Source organism: Halorubrum zhoui (assembly GCF_051194155.1).
Lineage (GTDB): Archaea > Halobacteriota > Halobacteria > Halobacteriales > Haloferacaceae > Halorubrum.
In genome coordinates this window covers 140,585-163,480 of the sequence record NZ_JBLZNJ010000007.1, presented here as the reverse complement: position 1 = coordinate 163,480, position 22,896 = coordinate 140,585, and the positions used below count along the sequence as shown (strand labels likewise).

26 protein-coding genes and 1 tRNA gene are annotated in these 22,896 nt (G+C 68.2%); 15 read left to right on the top strand and 12 right to left on the bottom strand.

Going from position 1 to position 22,896, the window contains the following annotated elements:
- Together tnpA and ACNTAO_RS11435 are read right to left on the bottom strand one after the other, a co-directional pair.
- Window positions 1-206, bottom strand: a 206-nt coding sequence (tnpA, locus tag ACNTAO_RS11440) for an IS200/IS605 family transposase (protein ID WP_435162143.1), incomplete at its 3' end; no start/stop codon positions are given.
- A 149-nt stretch (window positions 207-355) separates the two neighbouring features.
- The gene (locus ACNTAO_RS11435; RefSeq protein WP_435162142.1) at window positions 356-1,537 is read right to left on the bottom strand and encodes a S24/S26 family peptidase; all 1,182 of its coding nucleotides are present in this window, start codon (window positions 1,535-1,537) and stop codon (window positions 356-358) included.
- Between the two features lie 244 nt (window positions 1,538-1,781).
- Between ACNTAO_RS11435 and ACNTAO_RS11430 the strand changes: the two genes are divergently transcribed.
- Window positions 1,782-2,318 carry a hypothetical protein gene (locus ACNTAO_RS11430; RefSeq protein WP_435162141.1) on the top strand — a complete coding sequence of 179 codons (537 nt, stop codon included), beginning with the start codon at window positions 1,782-1,784 and terminating at the stop codon, window positions 2,316-2,318.
- Window positions 2,319-2,367: 49 nt separating this feature from the next.
- On the opposite strand, the gene ACNTAO_RS11425 is transcribed toward ACNTAO_RS11430, so the two are convergent.
- Window positions 2,368-3,078 carry an alpha/beta hydrolase gene (locus ACNTAO_RS11425; RefSeq protein WP_435162140.1) on the bottom strand — a complete coding sequence of 237 codons (711 nt, stop codon included), beginning with the start codon at window positions 3,076-3,078 and terminating at the stop codon, window positions 2,368-2,370.
- Between the two features lie 22 nt (window positions 3,079-3,100).
- Window positions 3,101-3,499 carry a DUF5778 family protein gene (locus ACNTAO_RS11420; protein WP_435162139.1) on the bottom strand — a complete coding sequence of 133 codons (399 nt, stop codon included), beginning with the start codon at window positions 3,497-3,499 and terminating at the stop codon, window positions 3,101-3,103.
- Window positions 3,500-3,655: 156 nt separating this feature from the next.
- Here ACNTAO_RS11420 and ACNTAO_RS11415 point away from each other — a divergent pair, with 156 nt between their 5' ends.
- Window positions 3,656-4,366 carry a fumarylacetoacetate hydrolase family protein gene (locus tag ACNTAO_RS11415; protein ID WP_435162138.1) on the top strand — a complete coding sequence of 237 codons (711 nt, stop codon included), beginning with the start codon at window positions 3,656-3,658 and terminating at the stop codon, window positions 4,364-4,366.
- Window positions 4,367-4,446: 80 nt separating this feature from the next.
- On the opposite strand, the gene ACNTAO_RS11410 is transcribed toward ACNTAO_RS11415, so the two are convergent.
- A complete protein-coding gene (locus tag ACNTAO_RS11410; RefSeq protein ID WP_435162137.1) occupies window positions 4,447-5,391 on the bottom strand; it encodes an HhH-GPD family protein in 945 nt (314 codons plus the stop codon).
- A 60-nt stretch (window positions 5,392-5,451) separates the two neighbouring features.
- Window positions 5,452-5,727 carry a PadR family transcriptional regulator gene (locus ACNTAO_RS11405; RefSeq protein WP_435162136.1) on the bottom strand — a complete coding sequence of 92 codons (276 nt, stop codon included), beginning with the start codon at window positions 5,725-5,727 and terminating at the stop codon, window positions 5,452-5,454.
- Window positions 5,728-6,148: 421 nt separating this feature from the next.
- On the opposite strand from ACNTAO_RS11405, the gene priS reads away from it, so the two are divergent.
- From priS to ACNTAO_RS11390, 3 genes are all read left to right on the top strand, one after another.
- Window positions 6,149-7,312 (top strand): DNA primase small subunit PriS, encoded by a 1,164-nt coding sequence (gene priS / locus ACNTAO_RS11400; RefSeq protein ID WP_435162135.1) that lies wholly within the window; start codon window positions 6,149-6,151, stop codon window positions 7,310-7,312.
- Entirely contained in the window at window positions 7,309-8,250 is a 942-nt protein-coding gene (locus ACNTAO_RS11395) for a DNA replication complex subunit Gins51 (protein ID WP_435162133.1), read from the top strand. The genes priS and ACNTAO_RS11395 overlap by 4 nt, the downstream gene beginning before the upstream one ends.
- Before the next feature lie 85 nt (window positions 8,251-8,335).
- Entirely contained in the window at window positions 8,336-9,580 is a 1,245-nt protein-coding gene (locus ACNTAO_RS11390; RefSeq protein ID WP_435162131.1) for an MBL fold metallo-hydrolase, read from the top strand.
- A 127-nt stretch (window positions 9,581-9,707) separates the two neighbouring features.
- On the opposite strand, the gene ACNTAO_RS11385 is transcribed toward ACNTAO_RS11390, so the two are convergent.
- A complete protein-coding gene (locus ACNTAO_RS11385; RefSeq protein WP_435162129.1) occupies window positions 9,708-9,965 on the bottom strand; it encodes a hypothetical protein in 258 nt (85 codons plus the stop codon).
- A 158-nt stretch (window positions 9,966-10,123) separates the two neighbouring features.
- On the opposite strand from ACNTAO_RS11385, the gene ACNTAO_RS11380 reads away from it, so the two are divergent.
- Window positions 10,124-10,918: an inositol monophosphatase family protein gene (locus ACNTAO_RS11380; RefSeq protein ID WP_435162128.1), complete on the top strand. Its 795-nt coding sequence runs from the start codon at window positions 10,124-10,126 to the stop codon at window positions 10,916-10,918.
- A gap of 100 nt (window positions 10,919-11,018) precedes the next feature.
- Window positions 11,019-12,002 (top strand): replication factor C small subunit, encoded by a 984-nt coding sequence (locus tag ACNTAO_RS11375; RefSeq protein ID WP_435162127.1) that lies wholly within the window; start codon window positions 11,019-11,021, stop codon window positions 12,000-12,002.
- 19 nt (window positions 12,003-12,021) lie between these two features.
- Here ACNTAO_RS11375 and rnhB read toward each other — a convergent pair whose 3' ends face one another.
- Both rnhB and ACNTAO_RS11365 read right to left on the bottom strand, forming a co-directional pair.
- A complete protein-coding gene (gene rnhB, locus ACNTAO_RS11370) occupies window positions 12,022-12,714 on the bottom strand; it encodes a ribonuclease HII (protein ID WP_435162126.1) in 693 nt (230 codons plus the stop codon).
- A 42-nt stretch (window positions 12,715-12,756) separates the two neighbouring features.
- Window positions 12,757-13,128 carry a 30S ribosomal protein S8e gene (locus ACNTAO_RS11365; RefSeq protein WP_435162125.1) on the bottom strand — a complete coding sequence of 124 codons (372 nt, stop codon included), beginning with the start codon at window positions 13,126-13,128 and terminating at the stop codon, window positions 12,757-12,759.
- 158 nt (window positions 13,129-13,286) lie between these two features.
- Between ACNTAO_RS11365 and ACNTAO_RS11360 the strand changes: the two genes are divergently transcribed.
- The 5 genes from ACNTAO_RS11360 to ACNTAO_RS11340 all read left to right on the top strand — a co-directional run bounded on the left by ACNTAO_RS11360 (window position 13,287) and on the right by ACNTAO_RS11340 (window position 17,416).
- On the top strand, window positions 13,287-13,619 hold the full coding sequence (locus ACNTAO_RS11360; protein WP_435162123.1) for a ferredoxin: 333 nt from the start codon (window positions 13,287-13,289) through the stop codon (window positions 13,617-13,619).
- A 47-nt stretch (window positions 13,620-13,666) separates the two neighbouring features.
- Window positions 13,667-13,751, top strand: a tRNA-Leu gene (locus ACNTAO_RS11355).
- Between the two features lie 674 nt (window positions 13,752-14,425).
- Window positions 14,426-15,364 (top strand): DNA adenine methylase, encoded by a 939-nt coding sequence (locus ACNTAO_RS11350; RefSeq protein ID WP_435162148.1) that lies wholly within the window; start codon window positions 14,426-14,428, stop codon window positions 15,362-15,364.
- Between the two features lie 50 nt (window positions 15,365-15,414).
- Entirely contained in the window at window positions 15,415-15,921 is a 507-nt protein-coding gene (gene tsaA / locus ACNTAO_RS11345; RefSeq protein WP_435162122.1) for a tRNA (N6-threonylcarbamoyladenosine(37)-N6)-methyltransferase TrmO, read from the top strand.
- Between the two features lie 154 nt (window positions 15,922-16,075).
- Window positions 16,076-17,416, top strand: coding sequence for a sulfatase (locus ACNTAO_RS11340; protein ID WP_435162120.1), 1,341 nt, complete (start codon window positions 16,076-16,078; stop codon window positions 17,414-17,416).
- 36 nt (window positions 17,417-17,452) lie between these two features.
- Here the strand turns inward: ACNTAO_RS11340 and ACNTAO_RS11335 are convergent, their stop codons facing one another.
- Window positions 17,453-18,292 carry a phosphatase PAP2 family protein gene (locus ACNTAO_RS11335; RefSeq protein WP_435162118.1) on the bottom strand — a complete coding sequence of 280 codons (840 nt, stop codon included), beginning with the start codon at window positions 18,290-18,292 and terminating at the stop codon, window positions 17,453-17,455.
- A gap of 129 nt (window positions 18,293-18,421) precedes the next feature.
- On the opposite strand from ACNTAO_RS11335, the gene ACNTAO_RS11330 reads away from it, so the two are divergent.
- Window positions 18,422-19,294: a pantoate kinase gene (locus ACNTAO_RS11330; RefSeq protein ID WP_435162117.1), complete on the top strand. Its 873-nt coding sequence runs from the start codon at window positions 18,422-18,424 to the stop codon at window positions 19,292-19,294.
- A 22-nt stretch (window positions 19,295-19,316) separates the two neighbouring features.
- Here ACNTAO_RS11330 and ACNTAO_RS11325 read toward each other — a convergent pair whose 3' ends face one another.
- On the bottom strand, window positions 19,317-19,469 hold the full coding sequence (locus ACNTAO_RS11325; protein ID WP_435162115.1) for a hypothetical protein: 153 nt from the start codon (window positions 19,467-19,469) through the stop codon (window positions 19,317-19,319).
- A gap of 185 nt (window positions 19,470-19,654) precedes the next feature.
- Here ACNTAO_RS11325 and ACNTAO_RS11320 point away from each other — a divergent pair, with 185 nt between their 5' ends.
- Both ACNTAO_RS11320 and ACNTAO_RS11315 read left to right on the top strand, forming a co-directional pair.
- A complete protein-coding gene (locus ACNTAO_RS11320) occupies window positions 19,655-21,049 on the top strand; it encodes a signal recognition particle protein Srp54 (RefSeq protein ID WP_435162114.1) in 1,395 nt (464 codons plus the stop codon).
- A 126-nt stretch (window positions 21,050-21,175) separates the two neighbouring features.
- The gene (locus ACNTAO_RS11315; protein ID WP_435162113.1) at window positions 21,176-22,423 is read left to right on the top strand and encodes an MFS transporter; all 1,248 of its coding nucleotides are present in this window, start codon (window positions 21,176-21,178) and stop codon (window positions 22,421-22,423) included.
- 56 nt (window positions 22,424-22,479) lie between these two features.
- Here ACNTAO_RS11315 and ACNTAO_RS11310 read toward each other — a convergent pair whose 3' ends face one another.
- Entirely contained in the window at window positions 22,480-22,896 is a 417-nt protein-coding gene (locus tag ACNTAO_RS11310) for a DUF2237 family protein (RefSeq protein ID WP_435162112.1), read from the bottom strand.

The window sequence follows — 22,896 nt, the reverse complement described above, 5'->3', positions numbered from 1 at the left end:
CCCTCAATGAACAGGTGTACGTGGTCGGGACGGACCGCAAGCGCCAGTACTTTGAGGCCGAGTTCGTCGGCTTTCTCTTGGATGAGTGCTTCGAGTCGGTCCTTTGCCTCGCCAGTGAGTACCGATTTGCGGTACTTCGGGCACCAGATGAAGTGGTAGTGCAAGCGGTGGACCGAGGTCCGCTCTTTGCTATACCCGCGAGGCATTGGCAGTATATAGATGTGCCACACAAATAAGTGTATCACATCCATTGAGACCCCGGTCGGGCCATCGTCGGCGGTTGTGGCCAATTCATCCGCTCAGACCCACCCGTGAACGGGTGGGGTTCCGCTCGATTAAGTCTCACCGAGCCGGCTCACAGCCACTTGCGAACCGCCCGACGGGCCCGGTCGACGAACGAGACGTCACGGTCGCGCGAGCGGAACCGGAACGGCTCGAGCCCGACGGCGAGCACGAACACGGCCGTGACGAGAGTGCCGATCACGGCGTCGATGGCGGCGATCGCGACGAACGGGTGCAGCGAGTGCAACGCCAGAAGCATCGGTAGCGGGAGGATGCCGAGGTACTGCCGCTGTGAGACGGCGCGAACGTACGCACCCGTCGCCTCGGGTGCAGAGATGGTGACGGTCGTGCCGACGCTCTCGCCGCGTCCGGCGACGAGCACCGGCTCGGCGACGGTGACGCCGGTACTCTGTGACTCCACGACGCCCACTCGCGGCAAGAACCCCTCGTTGGTGAAGTTGTAGTCGTAGGTGACGCTCCCGCCGCGTTCGATCACGGTCGGACTCTCGCTCGGGGACTGTGAGCTCACGATGGTGAGCTCCGTCGTCTCCGAGGGGATCACCATGCTCGCCGTCGCCGGCACGAGGATCAACAACAGGATCACCCCGAGGACGAGCACGGCGCTCGTCTTGCCGCGGCGGTCGCGCGACCGCCCCTCGGAGCCGGCGCGCCGGCCGCCCGCGCGCACCTCCTGAACGACGCTGTACACGAGCAGGAGGACCCCCGCGCCCGTCATGATCGAGCCGGCGTCGCCGTCGGCGAGTCCGCCGAGTCCGGGCAGCGACCCGAGCACCGGAACGAGCGCCTCGAAGACGCCCTGCATCGCGAGCACCGCGAGTCCGATCCGGGGGATCACGAGCACGTCTCCGCCGGGCTGGAACGCGACCGCGACGATCTGCGCCTCCCGTACGGGTGGCTCCGGACCGTCTTGGTCGGTGAACGGGTTGGCGTCGCCGCGGGTGATGTAGCCCTCGTCCGTCTCACCGACCACGCGGTGTGTGGTCAACCCTCCCCCCTGGAGCTCGCGTGCATTGAACGTCACCACGTCTCCCGACTCGACCTCGCCGGCGAGTGCGGGTGGAACCGCGACGAACCCATCGCCCGGCGCCATATTGGCCGGCTCGGCGTTCATGCTCCCGGTGAGCACGAACCCGAGCAAGATCGGCTGGCCGAGCTGCTGGCCGACGAGCATCGCGACGACGAACCCGATCACGAAGACAGTCGTGACGGTTCCGAGCGACGATCTGAGGTCCATAGGTGTGTCGAGGCGCTGCCGCGTCGACGCGCTGACGTACGCCACCGGCCGCTATATGCAGTTCGGCTCTGCGCTCGAACTTCGAACCACGCCACGCGTGCCGACCCGCCGACGCCACCGCCAATCGTTTTGTGTCTGCTCGTCCTGTCGTACGTCGTGAGCGCACAGAAACACCAGGGTGAACCGACCGAGGGCGAGCGCATCGAACGGTCTCCGTCGACCGCGTGCGGGGCTCGCTGACCGCATGCGCCGGAGCCACGAGGGCGGACGGGCACTGCGTCGCTCGGTGTGGCTCGTTGCTCTCAGCGGAGTCGTTGCCGCACTGTTCTCGCGCTCTCGCCCGCTCGGCGCGTGGCGACTGCGACTCGCCGCCGGACGCCTGCTCGCTCGGCTCCCGGAGCGCGCGCCGACACACGTCCGCGTGCTGCCGCCGCCGCAAGACGAGTACGTCGGGACGATTCCGGTGTCGCCCGCGGCGGTCCGTCGACGGCACCTCCCGCGCGCTGGCTTCGACGAGCTCGTGCGGGCGTACTTCCACGCGTACGAGCGAGACGGTGAGACCGTTCACGAGGTCGGTAGCTTCGTCCGGCGCCCGAACGGTCTCTTCGGAGACGGACAGCTCCACGTTCGGCTCTTTCCCGCTCCGGACGGCACCACCGAGGTGTGGGCCCACTGGGAGCGCAACCCGTACGTGGCACCGCTCGCACACCTCCGCATGGACGGATACGACCCCGCCGAAGGCGAGCGCCGGATCCGCCGACTGCTCGACGCCCTCGACTGACCGCCTCGGCCGCCTGCGCCCGTCACCTCGCCGGTCTGCGTTCGTCTCCTCACCGCCACTGGTCGACCGCGTCGACGACGACGTCGGCCACCTCGTCGAGACGGCCGGTAAAGCCGTGGTCTGCGTCGACGTCGACGACCGCACCCCCGGCGGCTCGTGCCGCCTCGACGACGGGGCCCGTCTCGACGGTCGAGTCGCGGGTGCCGTACGCGACGTCGACGGCGCAGTCGGAATCGGCGAGCGTCGAGAGCGCCGTCACGGCACTCCATTCGGTGTCCTCGCGCCCGTCGACACCGTGGTCGTCGGCCTCCAGCGCCGGTGCGGTCTCTCCCGCACGCGTGTCGTCTGTGCCGGCCGCGATTGGGAGCCGAGACGGCGGTGCGAGCGCGACGACGCCGTCGACGACCGGAGTATCGGTGACGCCACGGGCCGCCGCACAGAGGGCGACCGTCGCGCCGAACGAGTACCCGACGAGCCCGACGCACTCGGCACGCGCGCCTGCCCACTCGACGGCCCGCTTGACGTCGACACACTCTCCCCGACCGGCGTCGTAGGCGCCGTAGTCGACCCTGAGACAGTCGGCACCGGCCTCGGTCAGCGCCTCGGCGACCGCTCGTAAGCGTCGGTCGTGGCGCGACCCGCCCTGCAGCGGATGTGGTGGACAGCCGACGACGAGTGTCTCGGACGGGGCTGTGTCGTTCGCGGCGTCTCGCGTCGCACGAACGTCACGGCCGCCGGGGATCACGACAGTGTTGCTCACGGCTGTAGCGACGGCGGGTGGCTCACGGGACCGGCGTCACCCGGTCGACGTCCTCGAGCCCGGCGAGCGCGTCGGCCAGTGCCGATTGGTCGACGCCGGCCTCGTAGTAAAACACCACGTCGAAGCTGCCCTCTCGCAGGAGTTGTTGACACTCCCAGACGAACGACTCGTCGTCGAGGGTGAGCCCCTGGAACTGGTTCGAGGCGAAGTCGGTGTCGTCGTTGCCCGCCTCGATGTACGTCTCGCCCGCCCCGGCGTGTTCGGCGATCACGTCGTTCGCCGCGACGGTGAGCTCGTGCATCTCGAGGTCTTCGCGCCCGCTCAACGTCGTGTGGACGATACAGCCGACGAGGTCGATGTCGCCGGGCTCTAACAGCGCCTTCGTGCGCTCGTAGAGGTCCGAGTCGAGGGTCTCGCTCATACGAGACACAACGGCTCTACCGCTAAACGAATGACGATTCGCGCGCGGTCGACCGGTCCGCCGTCGTCTCAGGCGTCCCCGTGGCCGGACGACGGTCGGTGAGACCGGTCGCCGTCGATGGGAAGTCTTCTTAGAATCTGTCCAGTGGGTGCGAGCATGCGACTCGCTCGCGCACAGACGTCTCGCGGAATCGTCAGCGGCGCGTACGAAGACGGCGTCCTCGAGACGGCGACGGACGCCTACGACGTCGACGGTGACCTCCTCGCTCCCGTCCGGCCGACGACGATGTACTGCGTCGGCCGGAACTACGCCACTACGCTCGAGCAGATGGAGTACGAGCGGCCGAGCGAGCCCGACTTCTTTATCAAGCCGTCCGTCTCGACGCACCCACCCGACACGCCGATTCCGTACCCCTCGTTCACGAACGAGCTCACGTACGCCGGCGAGCTCGCGGCGGTTATCGGCGACCGATGTGCGGACGTTGCCGTAGACGACGTCGACGAGGTTCTGAAGGGGTACACGATACTGAACGACCTGGACGCGCTCGACCAGCCGGGCCGGACGGCCCGAAAGGCGTTCGATGGGTCGGGCCCGCTCGGCCCGTGGATCGAGACGGACGTGGACCCGACGGGGATAGAGATGCGGACGGTCATCAATGGTGAGCAGCGACAGCACGCCACCACCGAGCAGATGTTGTTTTCGCCGCGCGAAGTGGTCTCGTTCCTCTCTGCTCGGTTCACCCTCCAGCCGGACGACGTCATCGCATTTGGCAGCCCGGCCAACCCGGGCCTGATCGAGCCTGGTGATGTGATCGAGATCTCCTACGACGGTGTCGGCACGCTCCGGAACACCGTCGAGGTGTCGTGAGAATGGTGCTATCTTTCCCACGTTGAAGCGCGATACGTTCCCTCGATTTTTCGTACGCGGACGAAACGCTCCCTAGGATGTCACCGGAGCCGCGCTGTTACTCGATCGCCTCCGTCATCGATCTTAACGAGACCGTCGTCGTCGAGGTCCGAAAGGAGGCCTCGCAACCACTCACGTCCGTACTCCCCATCAGGAGTGTAGTCCACTCGGATCCGATGACCGAGCGTGTCTACCTCCATCTCGTCGTGGTCGCCGAGGAGTCGAACGATCCGACCGCGGAACTGGCGACGGCTCCCCTCGAAGCTCGGCTGAGTCGGAACGTCGGGCGCAGTGAAGTCGCCAGTCTGGTAGGCGTGACACCACTCGCGCCACGGGCAGCCGGCCTCGTCACACCGTGGTTTCTTCGCACAAGCGACGCCGCCGAGTTCCATGATCGCGTTGTTCCAGATTCGGGACTCTCCGGCCGGCATGAGTGCTCCAGCAGCCGACTCGTAGGCTCCATCGGTGACGTCGAGCGCGCGGTAGAGCACGCGCTTCACGTTAGTGTCGACGACGGCATCGCCGTTGTCGAACGCGAACGAGGCCACCGCGTTGGCGGTGTACGGGCCGACGCCCATGAGCGACTGGAGTTCGTCGGGCGTCTTCGGGAAGACCCCGTCGTACGCGTCCACCACCTGCGTCGCCGCCTCGTGGAGGTACGTCGCGCGGTTGTTGTATCCGAGCGCGTGCGTCGACCAGAAGGCCACCACGTCGCTCCGCTCGGCGGCCGCCAGGTCGTCGACGGTCGGCCATCGGTCGAGAAACGACTCCCACGCCGGGACGACGCGATCGATCTGGGTCTGTTGGCTCATCACCTCGCTCACGAGGATCGCGTACGGGTCGTCCGTCTCGCGCCAGGGAAACGCCCGGTGGTCGCGTTCGTACCAGGCGACGAGCGCCTCGCGCATGGGCTCCAGCGCCGCGGCGGACGGCGACGCGTCACCGGCGAAGGCCGTCCCGTCGCTGCCCTCGTCTGCGTCGGTCATGTCGAGTATCCGAGCGAGCGCGGTTTATCGGTGGTGATTCGATCGACCGGGTGGCCGCGCTCAGCGGTCGACGTACTGCGTCTCCCACTCGGACCGGGCGTCTATCTCGCGGCGCCCGCGACGCGTGAGCGTGTAGTAGTTGGTCCGGCGGTCCAACTGTCCCTTCTCGACGAGTCCCTTCTCGACGAGCGTATCGAGGTTCGGGTAGAGTCGGCCGTGGTGGATCTCCGTCTCGTAGTACTCCTCCAGTTCGTCTTTGATCGCCAAGCCGTGCGGCTCATCGAGCCCGCCGATGACGTAGAGGAGGTCCCGCTGGAACCCGGTCAGGTCATACATGAGGATATTCGAACATATCTGATTCACACACATAAATATATCGGTACGTATACCACGAAACGGCGATAGACGGGTCGAAAGAGCCAGTCAGTGGTCGTCCCAGTACTGTCAGTGCTGTAGACGATCCCGTTCGCGATCGGCGTCGTCGCGTCGCGTCGTCATTGTCGAGCCGAAAGCGACGTGGGCCGCACGCAGAAAAATGCCGCGTGCGGCTCGCGTCGACTGTGGTCCCCGCTGACGCTTCGGCCCTCCAGACGAAGCGTCGACTCGTGCTACAGTCATGAGGTACATAAACCCATCGAGGGCCGTCGACTCGCCCGCCCGATCCGTCTGCCGTCGCCGACCGCTGGGCGACGCGTCTCCAGGTCGATCACCGACGAACGACACGACTATACTTCGACCGTCGTTACTACGAGAGACGATGGACGACCGGACGCGTGAGTACCTCTCCGGACGCTTCGGTGACTACTACCGGGGTACCTCGCTGTCGCCGCCGCCGGACGCACACCTCCGTGAGTGGGGCCACATCCCCTGGACGCCCGGCTCGGGGACGACCATGGTCCGTCACCGGTCGTTGTACGACCTCGGCGACCTCGACACGTTCTTCGCCGATACGGCCCCTCGACACGCCTACTTCTCTGCCGCTCGGTACGACGACCCGGGGGCGTCGACGATGTCGAAGAAGGGGTGGCGGTCGGCCGACCTCGTCTTCGACCTCGACGCGGACCACCTCCCGTCGGTCGATCCCACGGATGCGAGCTACGCGGAGATGCTCGCGGCGTGTAAGGACGCGCTCGGCCGACTCCTCTCGTTTCTCGAGGAAGACTTCGGCTTCGAGGACCTCACCGTGGTCTTCTCCGGTGGCCGTGGGTACCACGTCCACGTCCGAGACGACGCCGTACGCGCACTAGACAGCACGGCACGCCGGGAGATCGTCGACTACGTGCGGGCGGTCGACCTCGATGCAGACGGGCTCATACGCACGGTCGCCGACCGCGGCACGACGAAGCGAGTCCTCGAGACGGCGGGCGGGTGGGGCGCCCGCGTCCACGAGGCGCTCGTCGAGTACGCACACGACCTCCGTTCGATGGACGAGACGGCGGCACGAGACCGGCTGATGGAGCTCGACGGAATCGGCGAGGGCCGTGCCGAGACGATCCTCGGCGCGTTCGAACGGAATCCCGAGGCGGTTCGCGAGGGGAACGTCGAGGCGGGGGGACCGGGCGTCCGCCGCCTCGTCGGCGCACTCGTCTCGCGGGTGACGGCCACCGAGACGGCCCCGATAGACGAACCCGTGACGACCGACACGAGACGCCTCATCAGGCTCCCCGGGACCCTCCACGGCGGCACCGGTCTCGTCGTTACGCCGATCGACCGCGAGGAGCTCGACGCGTTCGACCCGCTTCGTGACGCGGTTCCAGACCGCTTCGTCGGCCGCGACATCGGCATCGAGTGCGAGCGGTCGGCGACGGTAGAATTAAACGGGACGAGCGTGAGTGTCCGACCCGGAACCAACACTGTCCCCGAATCCGTGGGCGTCTTCTTGATGGCCCGCGGCGCGGCGCGGAAGACACCCGAACGATGAACCTCGACGAGCTCCGATCTGCCCAGGCGAAAGAACGCCGGAAGGACAGCCTCCAGCACCTGCGCGACGCCTTCTACGACGACGTCGCCGCGTACGTGGCCGACCTGCGCGCGTCGCGTGACCGGCGGGCCGAACAGGTCGAGAATCCGTTCTCGGACGACGACGTCCGGCGGCTGTCGGACGAACTCGAGACCACCGAAGAGGTCGCAGAAGCCCTGTACGAGCGACGAGTCGGGAAGGTGGTGAAGCTGGCCTCGTTTGCGGCCGCGGACATGTCCGTCGACACCGACGGGATGACGACCGAGGAGCGTGCACTGTTCGACGACCTCGTCTCGCGTATCCGGTCGAACAAGTCGACCGTCCTCGCAACCCTCTCCGGAGAGACGCCGGTCGATGCGACGGGTGACTCCGAGACGGGTGCGACGGACGCGGCGACGACCGAACCGACGGGGTCGACGCGCACAGCAACACAGACGGACGGACCGGCCGACGCGACCGAGTCGAGCCGCCCGGACACACCGACCGCGGCCGACGCGACGGCCACGTCTCCAGACCACGACCCTGCGTCGCCGTCGACGGAGACGGGGTCGGACGTGCTCGCCGGAGCGATGGGACCCACCACCTCGGACGATCCGACGCCCGATGCGCCCCCGGCGAGCGACCCGGTCGTGGACGACCGTACCGACGCGTCGACACCGGAAGCGGGTGCGACCCAGACGGACGGCGGCGCGGCGGTGGCGGCTGCGACCGACGACGGTGTGTCGACCGGCCGTGACGCACGCGTCGACCGCGAGACGGTTCGGATCACCCGCGACGTGGGAGCGATCCTCGGCGTCGACGAGCGTGAGTACGAGCTCGCGAGCGACGACGTCGTCACGCTCCCGGCGGCGAACGCGACGCCGCTCGTCGAGCGCGACGCCGCAGAGCGAATCGAGTGACCCTGGCACGGATCGACCGGTCGTCGTCTCCAACCGCGGTCACAGACCGACGGGCTCTCCCGTCTTCGACCCGTCGCCTCACTACATGGAGGCGTCGTTTCTGGGCGGAGCCGGAGAGGTCGGTCGGAGCGCGGTGCTCGTCGACGACTCGTTGTTGCTCGATTACGGTGTGCTCGCGAGCGACCCGCCACAGTACCCCGTGCAGACTCCCGAGCCGGACGCCGTCGTCGCCTCACACGGCCACCTCGACCACGTCGGCGCCGTGCCGGCGCTGCTGAAGGGACGACGCCGACCGGACGTCCACTGGACGCCACCGACCGGCGAGCTCACCCAGCTCCTCGCGAACGACACGCTGAAACTCCACGGCGGTAGCCCACGGTGTCCGTTCACCGACGAGCACGTGTCACGACTCGGCGAGGTGGAACGCCGGCACGGATACGAGGAGCCGTTTGCCGTCGAGGCCGGCGGCACGACCTACGAGGTGACGCTCTTCGATGCGGGTCACATCCCCGGCTCGGCACACGTTCTCGTCGACGACGGCGAGACGCGGTTGTTGTACACCGGCGACTTCCACACCGACGACCAGCGGATCGTGGCGGGAACGACCGCGCGTCCCGACGCCGACGTGGTGATCTGTGAGAGCACCTACAGCGACGTGACCCACGACGACCGTGCCGACGTCGAACGTGGGTTCGTCGCGAGCGTCGAAGAGACGCTCTGGGAGGGCGGGACGGTCGTCGTCCCCGCGTTCGCCATCGGTCGAACACAAGAGCTGCTGCTGGTTTGTGCGGCACACGATCTCCCCTGTTACGTCGACGGGATGGGAACGGAGGTGACCGCGATGCTCCGACACCACCCCGAGTTCGTCCGTGACGCCGAGGCGCTCCGTCGTGCGGCGGGTCACGCCCGCGTCGTCACCGGCCGCGACGGGCAGCGCCGGCGGATCACCGACCAGCCCACGGTCATCGTCACCACGAGTGGGATGCTCTCCGGCGGCCCCGCGATGACGTACATCCCGGCCGTTCGCGGTACCCCCGTGAACAAGGTGACCATGACCGGCTATCAGGTCGAGGGGACGCCGGGACGACAGCTCCTCGAGACCGGCACCGCGACGATCGACGGGCGACCGATGTCGGTCAGTGCCCAGGTCGAACAGTACGACTTCTCGGCACACGCCGACCGCGACGGCTTGCGCGGATTCCTCGACGCGTATCGGGACACGAGGGTGCTCGTCACCCACGGGGACCGCTGTGGGCGCTTCGCCGAGTCGCTCCGTGCGGCTGGCTTCGACGCGAGCGCGCCGACACTCGGGACGACGGTGTCGGTGTGAGTCGATCTCGTGTCGTCGCGTGTGCCGTCTCGCCGTCGCGGCACGCTCGCCGTCGACGCCGACTCTTCTGAGAACCGAGCCGCAAAGAGGGATCCAGTGACCGCGGTCGTCGACCGCGTCGCGCGTATCACTCGCCGCCGTCGGTGTAAAGCCGGTCGTCGACCACGCGCTCTGCGGTCTCGTTCGCGTCTGCGGGCGTCGGACAATCGCCACAGAAGACCGTCTCGGTGAGCTCGCCGGCGAGCGCGTAGACGGCTCGGCCGCCGGCCTTGTCGGCGACGCGCTCGAAGGTCGGTCGGTAGCCGGCCGCGGTTCGGTAGCCCTCCTCGTCGAGTGATGCGTCGATGGCGTTCTCGAGCTGACGGACCGCTTCTTGGGGGCGCATATTCAACTCAACTGTCTGTACATGCTTAAAGCTACTCGAATTCATAACTGAGTTAATCCCGTGCGGACGCAGCGGTCGACGCCGTCGGCCCGGACCGAGCGTCTCGCGTTCGATCTACGGATCGACGTCTATAGGCGCTTTCGTGGCCAAACGAGCGCATGAGTGACACCGACGAGCGCGCTGCGCTCGCCGAGCGGGCGGCCCGTGCTGGTGCTCGCGTCGCCGCCGACGCCTTCCGGACGGACGTACCGGTCGAGACGAAAGGCGAAGACGACGTGGTGACCGAAGCGGACCGGGCCGCACAGCGGACCGTGATCGAGGTGATTCGTGAGTCGTTCCCGAACGACGCGGTCGTCGGCGAGGAAGCCGACGTCAGCAAACGCGTCCCGGCGGACGGACCCGCGTGGATCGTCGACCCGATCGACGGGACGCACAACTACGTCAGGGGCATGCGCACCTGGGGGACTGCGGTGGCGGCCGTCGTCGACGCCGAACCGGTCGCGGCGGCGACGGTGTGTCCCGCCCTCGGCGACGTGTACACCGCAGACGCCGACGGCGCGTACCGCAACGGCGAGCCGATACGCGTCAGCGACGTCACCGAGCCACGCCAGGCAGCGGTCAATCCGACGCTCTGGTGGGACCACTCGACCCGCGACGAGTACGCGAACGCCTGTGCGGCGATCGTCGAGCGATTCGCCGACATGCGGCGTCTCGGCGCCGCACAGGTCGCACTCCCCACGGTCGCGGCAGGCGGGCTAGAGGGCGTCGTCTCCAACCTCCGGGCGAACCCCTGGGACTCCGTCGCCGGCGTCTTCATGATCCGGCAGGCAGGCGGGCGGGTGACCGACCTCGACGGCGACCGGTGGCGCCACGACGCCACCGGGCTCGTCGCCTCCAACGGCCACCTCCACGACCAGATGGTCGCGGCCGCGCGAGCGATCGGGAGCCGGTGAGGCCGGGGTCCTCCGTCCGGCGCTCCTCCCCGCCCGTCCCCACGCGCGTCTCACCGCGTTCTCGGGTCGTTTATCACCCCGCCGGCCCTTAATCGAGCTAATGAGTGAGGCCGACGAGCAGCCGGCGGCGACCGCCACCGGTCGAGAGATCTGGATCGAAAAGTACCGTCCGCAGGGACTCGACGACGTCCACGGCCAGGAGGCCATCGTCGAGCGGATCCAGAGCTACATCGACCAGGACGACGTGCCGCACCTGTTGTTCTCTGGACCGGCCGGCGTCGGAAAGACGACCACCGCCACCGCGATCGCCCGTGAGGTGTACGGCGACGAGTGGCGCGGTAACTTCCTCGAGCTCAACGCCTCCGACCAGCGCGGTATCGACGTGGTTCGAGACCGCATCAAGGGGTTCGCCCGGTCTTCGTTCGGCGGCGACTTCCGGATCGTGTTCCTCGACGAGGCCGACTCGCTCACGGACTCGGCGCAGGCGGCGCTCCGTCGAACGATGGAGCAGTTCTCCGACAACACCCGCTTTATTCTCTCGTGTAACTACTCCTCGAAGATCATCGACCCGATCCAGTCGCGGTGTGCGGTGTTTCGGTTCTCGCCACTCGGCGACGAGGCGGTCGCCGCCCAGATCCGCGAGATCGCCGCCACGGAGTCGATCGAGGTGACGGACGACGGGGTCGACGCGATCGTGTACGCCGCCGACGGCGACATGCGCCGCGCGATCAACTCTCTACAGGCGGCCGCGACGACCGGCGACGTCGTGGACGAGGAGGCGGTGTACGCGATAACCGCGACGGCCCGCCCCGAGGAGATCGAGTCGATGGTGACCGACGCGCTCGCGGGCGACTTCACCCGCGCGCGCTCAACGCTCGACACGCTGTTGACCGACATCGGGATGGCCGGCGGCGACGTCATCGATCAGCTCCACCGCTCGGTCTGGGAGTTCGACCTCGAAGAGCGCGAGGCCGTCCGTCTCCTCGAACGCATCGGCGAGGCGGACTACCGGATCGCCGAGGGCGCGAACGAGCAGGTGCAACTCGAGGCGCTGTTGGCGACGCTGGCGCTCAAGGCAGTGTGAGGCGAGCGGTGCCGTCGACTCAAAACTCGTCGAGTGCCGACTGTTCGGCGGCCGCGAGGACGTCCGCACACGTCGCCCACGACCGGCGGGCGTGCGGCGGCACGTCGCCGTGGTCGCCGACGTACGCCCGGAGGAACGCGCGCGTCGTCGGGTCACTCGGGTAGCCGCTGCCGACGCTCTCGTACGCCGAATACGTGCGGTCGATCGCTTCGATCCGCGCGTCGCGAGCGACCTTCGCGACGATGCTGGCCGCGCCGACGACCGGGTCGGTCTCGTCTGCGCCGTGAGCTGCCTCCACGGCCATCGCCTCGCGCTTGTCGATGCTGTCGTCCACAGTCGACGCGAGTCGCGACGCGAACCGCGACTCCGAGGTGTCGCCCGCGTCGGCGACGACGCGGTCTCCAGGACGAACGATCTGCCCGGCGGCTCGCGCGTGACCACGAACGGTGAGCGTGTTCATGTCCGACGCTGGTGCGTCGATCGCGGGTGGGTCGACGGTGATGACCGCGAGCGCCACGGCGTCGTCAGCTCGGAGAGCGGCCGCGATTTCGGTGCGTCGCTCGGGGGTGAGCCGTTTCGAGTCGTCGACGTCGGCCGGAAGCCGAGCCGGCTCGGTGCGCACTGCCGCGACGACCATCGGCCCGATCACAGGCCCTTTGCCGGCTTCGTCGACCCCGACGTACGCGTGCTCGTCGGTGGGTGTGTGGGACACGGCGCGTCAGGAAACGTGGGGAACGTGGGCGAGAGTAGCTGTTTAGCCGAGGAGGACGGCGTTGACGTGGCCGGTCTGACCCGGTCGGGAGGTGACGCGAGCGCGACCCTCGCTGGTCTCGATGATGGCGCCTTTCGTCACGATGTTTCGGCGGACGTAGTTGACGTTCGAGGGGTTCTCGACGACGTCTTCGATCTCGGCTTCGACGACCTCACCGTCGTCGGCGACTTGGGCGAGGTTCGTCGACAGCGCGCGGACCTTCTGTTCGGTGCCGCGGGAGTCGATGTAGCGGACTCGGGTCTCACCGACGGTCGTCTCGGCCGGCTCGCGGCCGAGCTGGTGGCGCTTCTTGTTCGCGGCGTGTTTCAGGCGACCGCCGGTTCGCTTGCGCGTCGAGCGTCCTTGGTCCTTCATGTGCGTACAAGCGGCCAGCGAATACTTGAACCGTTCGACTCCGGTCGAGCCGCTCTCACGGCCGATCGCGACCGATCTGCGGCGGGTGGTGATCCTCGTCGTCGCTGGCGGCCTCGTGGACCGACAGACGAAAGTCACGTCGTCACGCATCGGGGGGTATGAGCGACGAGGTGCTGACGGCGAGCGACATCGGCGGGTCGGGGCCGCCGGTCGAAGAGAAGCCGTACAAGATCATCTTCGAGGCGAACAAGTGCTTCGGCGCGGGCAAGTGCGCGGAGGTCGCCGAGAACTGGGAAATGGACGTGATAAGCGGGATCGCGAAGCCGCAGACGTACTACGTCGGCGAGGACGACCTCGCAGAGAACGTGCGGGCGGCCGAGGTGTGCCCGGCGAAAAAAGAGCGCGGCGTGATCCACGTGATCGACCGGCGGACAGACGAGGAGATCGCGCCGGACCCGCACGGCGACGGAACGCTCTCGGTCGATTGGTGAGGCGTATCCGAAAGGCGTTTTATCGCGCCGGGGGAACCAGCGGATGCGCGGGGGTGGCTGAGCCTGGCCAAAAGCGGCGGACTTAAGATCCGCTCCTGTAGAGGTTCGAGGGTTCGAATCCCTTCCCCCGCATGCTGTCGCGAGCAACTCGCGAGCGACAGCACTCGGCACAGAAGGGATTCGAATCAAGGAGGTCGCGCGCAGCGAAGCGAGCACGTCCGACTGGGGTTCGATCCCTTCCCCCGCATACGAGCGCGTTCACACACCGTGCCCCACGAGACACACGTCTCGCCTCACGACACCCACATCAAGCGGTGGCGCGCGCCTCGCGGGCCGCGAAGCGTGCCCGCGAGCGCGTGCGAGGGATGAGCGAGGGAGCGGAGCGACCGAGCGAATCGGCTGGGGAGGGCGTGGCCCAACTGGCGCCCGGCTACCGTGTGGTCGTCTCGCTCATACAACCACCACACGCATAGAGAATCGGCTGGGGAGGGTGTGGCCAAGTAGTGCCTGGGAGCCGCGTGGTCGTGTTCGTCACAGAGCTACTACAACACCCGTACAGAATCGGCCCGGGAGGGCGTGGCTGAAAGAGCGCCCGGGCGTCGTGCGGTCGTGTTGCTCACGCTGCCACTGTCACAGTTGTACAGCATCGGCCCGGGAAGGCGTGGCAAAGTAGTGTCCGGGTGTCGCATCGACGTCGTGCTGTTCACACGCCCACTACACACGTATAGCGTCGACATCGACTACTCGACACACCGTATCGAGCGTGACGAGGTACTTATGTGACCGCACGGACCACGGGCGAGTGGATGGCTGATCCCGTGCTCAAGTGGGCGGGCGGGAAGCGACAGCTTCTGGACGCGATATACGCGCGCTTTCCCGCCACCTACGACCGCTATCACGAGCCCTTCTTCGGCGGCGGTGCCGTCTTCTTCGATCTCGAACCCGTCGACGCCACGATCAACGACACGAACCCGCGGCTCGTCACCTTCTACGAGGTGGTTCGGGACCACCCGGACGCGCTGATCGATCGCCTCCGCGCGTTCGACGACCCGACGGCCGATCCCGACGACACCCAGGCGTTCAGCGCGGAGACCTGGAACGGGACGGCCGTCGACCAGTACTTCTACCAGCAACGCGCTCGGTTCAACCGCCGGCCGTACGCCGACGAGCCGTGGCCGCAGACCGAGCGAGACCGCATCGAGGAGGCGGCACTCCTCCTCTATCTCAACCGAACCTGTTACAACGGGCTCTACCGCGAAAACAGCCGCGGCGGCTTCAACGTTCCGATCGGACGGTACGCCGACCCCGACTGGGTCGTAGCCGACCGCATCCGCGCCGCGAGCCGCGTGCTCGAGGGAGCGACCGTCCACGGCGAGGACTTCGCGTACGTCACCGACGCCACAGACCCCGGTGACCTCGTCTACGCCGACCCCCCGTACCAGCCGATGAGCGCGACGGCGAACTTCGCCGAGTACAGCGCGGAGGGCTTCGACCGAGAAGACCAACATCGACTGCTCGAGACCGTCCAAACCCTCGACGACGCGGGCGTGCACGTCGTCCTCAGCAACAGCGGCGTCACGTACGAGCTGTACGACGACGCCGGCTTCTTCGTCGAGACGGTACCGGCCACGCGCGCCATTAACAGCGACGAGACCGCCCGCGGGACCGTCGACGAGATCGTCGCGACGAACGTCCCACCCGACGCGCGGGCCACGGACGGACAGGCCTCGATCGAGGAGTTTTGAGCCTGAACCACTCCCGACGGGTCTTTACCATCGACACTCTCAGCCAATCCATGTCCGAGGACACACCGACGACGGAGCCGGTCACGTACGAGCCGATCGGCGTCGTCAGATCGCCGTTCGACGATCCGGAGGGAATGCCGATACAGCCGGCCGGTGCGGCCGACGCGGAGGGAGTCGTCGAGCTCGAGGAGACGTACGCGCCCGCACTCGCCGACCTCGAGGGATTCTCACACTGCTACGTGTTGTACCACTTTCACGCCGCCGAGGGGTCGGCCCCGCTGTCGGTCGAGCCGTTCCTCGACGACCGCGAGCGCGGGCTGTTCGCGACGCGGGCACCACGACGCCCGAACCCGATCGGCCTCTCGGTGGTCGCGATCGAGACGGTCCGCGACGCCGAGGTCGTCGTCCGCGGCGTCGACGTCGTCGACGGCACGCCCGTGCTCGACGTCAAGCCGTTCGTTCCGGCCTTCGACGTGCCCGCGTCGACGAGCGCGGGCTGGGTAGAGGCGTCGTCGAACTCGCCCGCGTCGACGCGGTCGGACGACCGGTTCGTGTGATCTCCGTCCCCTGTCGGAGCGGTCTGCTCACACCGCAGCGAGTCTCGACCGTGCTCTACGGTCCTCCGTCCCCGTCCCGAGCCGTCCATTTCGGTCTGCGTCGATACGGAGGACACATACCAAAGACTACGCTCCAGCACCCGGCGTGTGCCCCATGGGCACCCACGCCTCCCCGAACGTGTTGCTCGTCGTGCTCGACTCCGTGCGGGCCGCAAACTGTTCGCTATATGATGCGGCTCGCGAGACGACGCCGTATCTCTCACGACTCGCCGACGAGTCGACCGTCTACACTCAGGCTCGAGCCCCGTCGAACTGGTCGCTGCCGAGCCACGTGAGTCTCTTCACCGGGCTCGACGCGCACGTCCACCAAGTGACCGTCCACGACCGACTCCGGGCCGGACACACCGTCTTCGAGGCGCTCGCCGCCGACGGCTACGCGACCGGGCTGTTCAGCGAGAACGGCTTTCTGACCGGTCGCGACGCGGGCCTCGCCGACCCCTTCGAGACGGTGGTCGGCGTCCCAGACGACTACGACGACCGATACGACACGACCGTGCTCGACCCCGGCCCCGACGGCTTCTACTACGCAGACCGGGTGCTGGCGTGGAGCGGCGGGGTCGACGGCCCGTGGGCCGCGTGTCTGAACCTGATGGACGCCCACCGCCCGTTCGAGCCGCGCGAGGCGTACGACCACTGGGGTGACGACCGCGCACGGACGATTCAAGCCGACCTCCCGATCCGTTGGGAGTGGGCGTTCTACGGCGGCGACCGGCCGTACTGGCAGCTCGGCGCGCTCGAATCGCTGTACGACGGCGGGATCCGACAGGCCGACGCGGTCCTCGAACACGCACTCGAGTCGCTCCGGTCCAGAGGCGAACTCGACGAGACGCTCGTGGTCGTCTGTGGCGACCACGGCGACGGCTTCGGCGAACCCGGCCGCGTCCCCGGCGAACCCCCCGCCGTCTCACACATCCTCCCGATGCACGAGGAGCTGTTGCACGTCCCCCTCGTCGTCCGGCCACCCGGCGGGGCGACCGGCGAACGGGTCGACGAGCTCGCCGCACTCACCCGCTTCCCTGCCGTTGCTCGCGCACACGCCCGCGGCGATCCGCCGTCTCGCGGCTTCACCGTCGACCGGGCACTCGCGCTCAAACAACCCGTCACCGCCGACCTTCGCGAGCGGTTCGAACGGCGCTGTGATCCGGTCGAGCCGTACCTCGAACCGAGCCGTGCCGTCTACGAGAACGCGCCCGACACCTCCGGTGCCGTCCGAAAGCACTCGTACTGGGGTGACACGGGGGTGACGACGCTCGTCCACGCGCCGGGCGTCGTCGAACACCGCGAGCCGATCGAGCCGGAGACGGTCGACCGAGCCTTCCGTGACGGCAACGACCGCGACGGCGGCGACGACCGCGACCCCGTCCGCGAGCCGCTCGCGGGTCGACAACCCGACGCGGACGTCGAGGCACAGCTCGCCGCCCTCGGGTACTACTAACGACGAGACGGAGCGTGCGCTCTCCGTCGCGGGACGTCACCAGTTCGCCCGGTCGCCGCGCGAGACGATCCGGTCGGCGACGACCACGCCGCCGACCGCGAGCACGCCGCCGGCGACGAGGTCGGTGACCCAGTGGACGCCGAGGTACAGCGTCGAAAGCAGGATACTCGCGACGAGGACGCCGGCGACACCCGTCCACCGGGGGAACTCGTCGTGCGTCGACACCGCGACGAGGAACACGGTGATCGACAGCGCAGCGTGCATCGACGGGAAGACGTTCGTCTCGACGTTCACCCGCGCGGTGAGCCGTGTGACGCTTCGAAACGCCTCGAGCAGCGGCGCCTCGACTCGTGCGGCACTCGGGTCGGCCCCGGGGAGCCGGTGGTAGTTTCGAGGCCCGTACGCGAACACAGCGGTGTAACACGCGATCGCAGCGAGGTACTCCACCGCGTACGCCGTGACGAGCGTCTTCACGGCGCGCGCGTTCGTAGCGAAGACGTACGCGACGAGCGGGAGGGTGAGGACGACCACGTAGCCGAGCACGTACACCGGTCCGAAGACGTACACCCCCCACTCGGGGACGGCAGACTGCACGGTCGCGACCGCGTTGCCCTCGAGTTCGTAGAACCACAGGGTCGCCCGAACCCCGTGTGCACGCGAGAGCGCCTCGAGTCGCCCGAGTAGTCCCTTGTTCACGAGTAGGACGAGCGCCAGCCCCCCGAGGTACGGCGCGACGGCTCGCAGCCGGCGTCGACGGCGCTCCCGACTCTTCACCACCGCATCGATCCGGTCTCGGTCGACACAGTACGGCACGAGGACGGCGAGACTCACGAGCGCGCTGCCCCCGACGAGCACCACCAACGGAACGAACTGCATCGGTCGACGCGGCTTGCGACTCCCGACACATGAGTACACCGGTCCCGGCGGGTCGGGCCGCCGACTACCGCGTCGTCCTTCGGCGGCCAGATGGCAACGGTTAATCGGAGGGATCCCCTCCAGCTCGGTATGAGTCGCTCGTGTGAGACCGCCGTCGTCCCCGGCCACGTCACCGGGTTCTTCAGCGCCCACCCGGCCACCCGGGCGGCGGCGGCGGGGTCGCGCGGTGCCGGCGTCACCCTCTCGACGGGCGTCACTGTTACCGTCACCCCGACCGACGCGGCGACGTCGCTCGCGCTCAACGGCGAGCCCACGTCGGTGGGCGCCGTCGCGGACGTGCTCGACGCGCTCGGGGTCCGAGCGCGGGTCGAGATGACGACCGATCTCCCGGTCGGTGCCGGTTTCGGTGTCTCGGGTGCCGCGGCGCTCGGGGCCGCGATGGCGGCCAACGCTGCGGCCGACTGCGGTCGGTCGGAGAACGACCTCGTTCGGATCGCACACGAGGCGGACGTCGAGCGTGGGACCGGTCTCGGCGACGTGGTCGCACAGGCACGCGGCGGCGTGCCGCTCCGGCTCGAACCCGGTGCGCCGCAATACGGTTCGCTCGACGGTATCCCCGCCAGTCCCCGCGTCGAGTACGTCTCGTTCGGTCCGCTGTCGACCGCCGACGTCCTCGCCGGCGACACCGACCGCCTCTCTGCGGCCGGCACCGACGCACTCGACCGCGTGACCGATGACCCGCGTCTCGAGACATTCATGGCCGCGTCGCGGGCGTTCGCCGAGCGTGCGAATCTGCTAGCCCCCCCAGTCGAGAGGGCGATAGACGCCGTCTCGGCTGCCGGCGGATCCGCGGCGATGGCGATGCTCGGCCAGACGGTGTTCGCCCTCGAAACGGGCCTCTCAGACGCTGGGTACGACCCGCACGTCTGTCGGACACACCCCTCGGGCGCTCGACTCCTCCGTGACGATTCGGCCGCAGACGAGTCGATCGCCGTTCAGTGACCGGCTCGACGACTCGGCCGGCTCACTCACCCGACCGGTTCCGTCGCGGGTGGGCGTCGTCGTCGACGAAGGTTCCACACGTCAGACAGTAGTCGCGCTCTGCGCTCAGCTCCGACGGCTCGACTATCGCGAGCCGCTTTCTGGTCTCGGTCTCACAGTCTGGACACGTCGGCATGCGCCAGCGTACTCGTTTCAGCGAATAAACCGTGTCGCGGGTGTGCATGGCTCATGCATCACCGGCGCACGGACCCACCGCTCAACTCGGGCCGCTCGATCGAACGTCAGGCGGCACGCGACCGGCGTCGGGCTCGGCTGCCGGACGAACAAAGCTTTAGCCCGCGAGCCGCCTAGTACCGGCAAATGGTACTCGACGACCTCGGTACGTCCCTTCGGAGCAGTCTCGATCGACTCCAGGGGAAATCACGTCTCGACGAGGACGACGTCGAGGCGATCGTAAAGGAAATCCAGCGGTCGCTTCTGGCGGCCGACGTCGACGTCTCGCTCGTGATGGAGCTGTCGGACGCGATCGAGACGCGCGCCACAGAAGAGGAGCCGCCGGGCGGGACGACCGCCCGCGACCACGTCCTCAAGATCGTCTACGAAGAGCTCGTCGAGCTCGTCGGCGACTCCACCGCGCTGCCGTTAGAACCACAGACCATCCTCCTCGCCGGGCTGCAGGGCTCCGGGAAGACCACCTCCGCCGCCAAGATGGCGTGGTGGTTCTCGACGAAGGGGCTCCAGCCGGCGGTGATCCAGACGGACACCTTCCGACCGGGCGCGTACGACCAGGCGAAACAGATGGCCGAGCGCGCCGAGGTCGACTTCTACGGCGACCCCGATGGCGACGACCCGGTCGAGATCGCGCGCGAGGGGATGGCGGCGACCGCAGACGCAGACGTCCAGATCGTCGACACCGCGGGGCGACACGCGCTCGAAGACGACCTCATCGCCGAGATCGAAGCGATCGACGAGGCGGTCGACCCAGATCGGTCGCTGCTCGTGCTTGATGCGGCGATCGGCCAAGGTGCGAAAGACCAGGCTCGACAGTTCGAGTCGTCGATCGGCATCGACGGCGTCGTGATCACCAAACTCGACGGGACCGCGAAGGGTGGCGGGGCGCTGACGGCCGTCAACGAGACCGGATCGTCGATCGCGTTCCTCGGGTCCGGTGAGACGGTCCAGGACGTCGAGCGGTTCGAGCCGTCGGGGTTCATCTCGCGGCTGCTCGGGATGGGCGACCTCAAGCAGCTCTCGGAGCGGGTCGAACGCGCGATGCAGGAGGCCCAGGCCGAAGACGACGACTGGGACCCCGAACAGCTGCTCGAAGGGAGCTTCACGCTGAAAGATATGCAAAAACAGATGGAGGCGATGAACCGGATGGGTCCACTCGATCAGGTGATGGACATGATCCCGGGGATGGGCGGCGGCCTGATGGACCAGCTGCCGGACGACGCGATGGACGTCACCCAAGACCGGATGCGCAAGTTCGAACGGATCATGGACTCGATGACCGACGAGGAACTCGAGAACCCCCGCGTCGTCGGCCAGTCGCGGACCGAGCGGATCGCGATCGGCTCCGGCACCGACGAGGAGACCGTGAGACAGCTGCTCGAACAGCACTCGATGATGGAGCGAACGATAGAGCAGTTCCAGGGGATGGGCGACGGAGACATGCAGCGGATGATGAAGAAGATGGGCGGGGGCGGTGGCGGCCTCGGTGGCATGATGGGCGGCGGCAAGGGTCCCTTCGGCTAGACGTCGTGTTCGCGGTCAACGCCCACTCGTAGCCCTGCTCGCCCACACCCGAAGCCCCGCCCGACCTCACCCCGACCGCGTTCCGTCTCCGACCCGTTTAAGCCACCGAGGGGAGTACGACCGCCGATGGACGTCCGGCGGCTCCGTACGTACGACGCCGTCGCACTCACCGCACTCCTCTGGTTTCTCGGGAAGTTCGTCCGGTACGCGTTCCCGCCGCTCTTCGGCCCGCTTCAGGCGGGGTACGACGTCAGCAACGCCGCGGTCGGGACGGCCTTCACCGGGTTCATGCTCGTGTACGCGCTGATGCAGTTTCCAAGCGGGGCGATCGCCGATCGGGTCGGTCCGGTCCCCGTCATCGCGCTCGGGGCGGGCGTCGCCGGCGTCGGGTCGCTGGCGCTCGTGGTCGACACCCCGTTCATCGTGCTCGCGGGGATCATGCTCGTCATCGGGGCCGGCACCGGGGCACACAAGACGGTGGCGGTGCGGCTCCTCGCGCGAACGTACCCCGACCGAACGGGGCGCGTCCTCGGTGTACACGACACCCTCGGTGCACTCGGCGGGGTCGCCGCGCCCGCCGCGGTCGTCCTCGTCCTCACGCCGCCGCCGGTGCTCGCCGCGCTCCTCGCTTCGCTCCCCGGTGCCGACTGGCGCGGCCTGTTCGTCGCCGCCGGAATCACCGCCCTTGTGGCCGCCACCGTGTTCGCCCTACGGGTGCCCGCTCAACTCTCGGCGAGTGCGATGGCTCCCACCGACCCCGCCGCCGATCCCAGCGTTGACGCGTACCTCGTCGCGTTCCGCGACCCGCGGCTCGTCGCCTTCGTGTTCGTGACGGTTGCCTTCTCGTTCGCGTACAACGGCGCGGTCGCGTTCTTCCCGCTGTACCTCTCGGCGGTGGCGGGACTCTCGACGTCGACCGCGAGTCTGATCTACGCCGCGCTGTTCGCCGCGACGTTCGTCCAGCTCGTCTCCGGTGACCTCTCGGATCGGCTGGGTCGGCTTCCGGTGATGGCCGCGGCGCTGGCGCTCGCGTCGGTCGCACTCGCCGTCGTCGTCGCGCTCGGCTCAGACGGGTTCGCACTCACCGGGAGATACGCCCCGATCACGCTCGGCGCGCTCGTCGTCGCCTTCGGTCTCGGGTCGCACGGATTCCGGCCGGCCCGCGGCGCCTTCCTCGTCGAGACGCTGCCGGACCACATCGCCGGCGGCGGGCTCGGCGTCGTCAGGACGCTGCTCATGGGCGCGGGTGCGTTCGCGCCCGCTGTCGTCGGTGCGATAGCCGACCGCGCCGGGTTCCGCCCGGCGTTCGCCGCGCTCGCCGGCTCGCTCGCGCTCGCCGCGCTCGTCGCAGCCGGTCTGTGGGCGACGCGATGAGCCGCTCGCCGAGGGGGTAGATGGAACCCGCCTCTCGACGCCGAGGGGTGCCGCCGCTACCCGTCGAGCGTCCCTGGCTCGAACGTCTCCGGGTCGAAGGCGTGTTCACGGAGTCGGTCGGCGTCGACGGCCTCGAGTACCGACTCGTTCGTGGCCTCGAGCACGACCGGCGGCGCGACGCCGGCGTCGACGGCCTCGAGCCAGCGTCCGACGCACAGACACCACTGATCACCCGGCGTCAGTCCCGGAAAGTCGAACGCCGGCTGGGGCGTGATCAGGTCGTTGCCGCGGTCCCGACTGTCCGTCAGGAACTCGGCGGTCACGACGGCACACAGCGTGTGTTCACCAACGTCACCGTCGACGTCACGACATCGGCCGTCGCGTAGGTAGCCGGTCTCCGGATCGGTGCTACACGGCTCGAGGGGATCGCCAAACACGTTTCGCTCCTGTTCGGGGCGCGCTTCGGATGACAC

Excerpts from the sequence above, each read along its gene's own strand:
- ACNTAO_RS11435 (WP_435162142.1), bottom strand. The coding sequence starts at position 1,537 with ATGGACCTCAGATCGTCGCTCGGAACCGTCACGACTGTCTTCGTGATC.
- ACNTAO_RS11430 (WP_435162141.1), top strand. The coding sequence starts at position 1,782 with ATGCGCCGGAGCCACGAGGGCGGACGGGCACTGCGTCGCTCGGTGTGG.
- ACNTAO_RS11420 (WP_435162139.1), bottom strand. The coding sequence starts at position 3,499 with ATGAGCGAGACCCTCGACTCGGACCTCTACGAGCGCACGAAGGCGCTG.
- ACNTAO_RS11415 (WP_435162138.1), top strand. The coding sequence starts at position 3,656 with ATGCGACTCGCTCGCGCACAGACGTCTCGCGGAATCGTCAGCGGCGCG.
- ACNTAO_RS11410 (WP_435162137.1), bottom strand. The coding sequence starts at position 5,391 with ATGACCGACGCAGACGAGGGCAGCGACGGGACGGCCTTCGCCGGTGAC.
- ACNTAO_RS11405 (WP_435162136.1), bottom strand. The coding sequence starts at position 5,727 with ATGTATGACCTGACCGGGTTCCAGCGGGACCTCCTCTACGTCATCGGC.
- priS (WP_435162135.1), top strand. The coding sequence starts at position 6,149 with ATGGACGACCGGACGCGTGAGTACCTCTCCGGACGCTTCGGTGACTAC.
- ACNTAO_RS11395 (WP_435162133.1), top strand. The coding sequence starts at position 7,309 with ATGAACCTCGACGAGCTCCGATCTGCCCAGGCGAAAGAACGCCGGAAG.
- ACNTAO_RS11390 (WP_435162131.1), top strand. The coding sequence starts at position 8,336 with ATGGAGGCGTCGTTTCTGGGCGGAGCCGGAGAGGTCGGTCGGAGCGCG.
- ACNTAO_RS11385 (WP_435162129.1), bottom strand. The coding sequence starts at position 9,965 with ATGCGCCCCCAAGAAGCGGTCCGTCAGCTCGAGAACGCCATCGACGCA.
- ACNTAO_RS11380 (WP_435162128.1), top strand. The coding sequence starts at position 10,124 with ATGAGTGACACCGACGAGCGCGCTGCGCTCGCCGAGCGGGCGGCCCGT.
- ACNTAO_RS11375 (WP_435162127.1), top strand. The coding sequence starts at position 11,019 with ATGAGTGAGGCCGACGAGCAGCCGGCGGCGACCGCCACCGGTCGAGAG.
- ACNTAO_RS11365 (WP_435162125.1), bottom strand. The coding sequence starts at position 13,128 with ATGAAGGACCAAGGACGCTCGACGCGCAAGCGAACCGGCGGTCGCCTG.
- ACNTAO_RS11360 (WP_435162123.1), top strand. The coding sequence starts at position 13,287 with ATGAGCGACGAGGTGCTGACGGCGAGCGACATCGGCGGGTCGGGGCCG.
- ACNTAO_RS11350 (WP_435162148.1), top strand. The coding sequence starts at position 14,426 with ATGGCTGATCCCGTGCTCAAGTGGGCGGGCGGGAAGCGACAGCTTCTG.
- tsaA (WP_435162122.1), top strand. The coding sequence starts at position 15,415 with ATGTCCGAGGACACACCGACGACGGAGCCGGTCACGTACGAGCCGATC.
- ACNTAO_RS11340 (WP_435162120.1), top strand. The coding sequence starts at position 16,076 with ATGGGCACCCACGCCTCCCCGAACGTGTTGCTCGTCGTGCTCGACTCC.
- ACNTAO_RS11335 (WP_435162118.1), bottom strand. The coding sequence starts at position 18,292 with ATGCAGTTCGTTCCGTTGGTGGTGCTCGTCGGGGGCAGCGCGCTCGTG.
- ACNTAO_RS11330 (WP_435162117.1), top strand. The coding sequence starts at position 18,422 with ATGAGTCGCTCGTGTGAGACCGCCGTCGTCCCCGGCCACGTCACCGGG.
- ACNTAO_RS11325 (WP_435162115.1), bottom strand. The coding sequence starts at position 19,469 with ATGCCGACGTGTCCAGACTGTGAGACCGAGACCAGAAAGCGGCTCGCG.
- ACNTAO_RS11320 (WP_435162114.1), top strand. The coding sequence starts at position 19,655 with ATGGTACTCGACGACCTCGGTACGTCCCTTCGGAGCAGTCTCGATCGA.
- ACNTAO_RS11315 (WP_435162113.1), top strand. The coding sequence starts at position 21,176 with ATGGACGTCCGGCGGCTCCGTACGTACGACGCCGTCGCACTCACCGCA.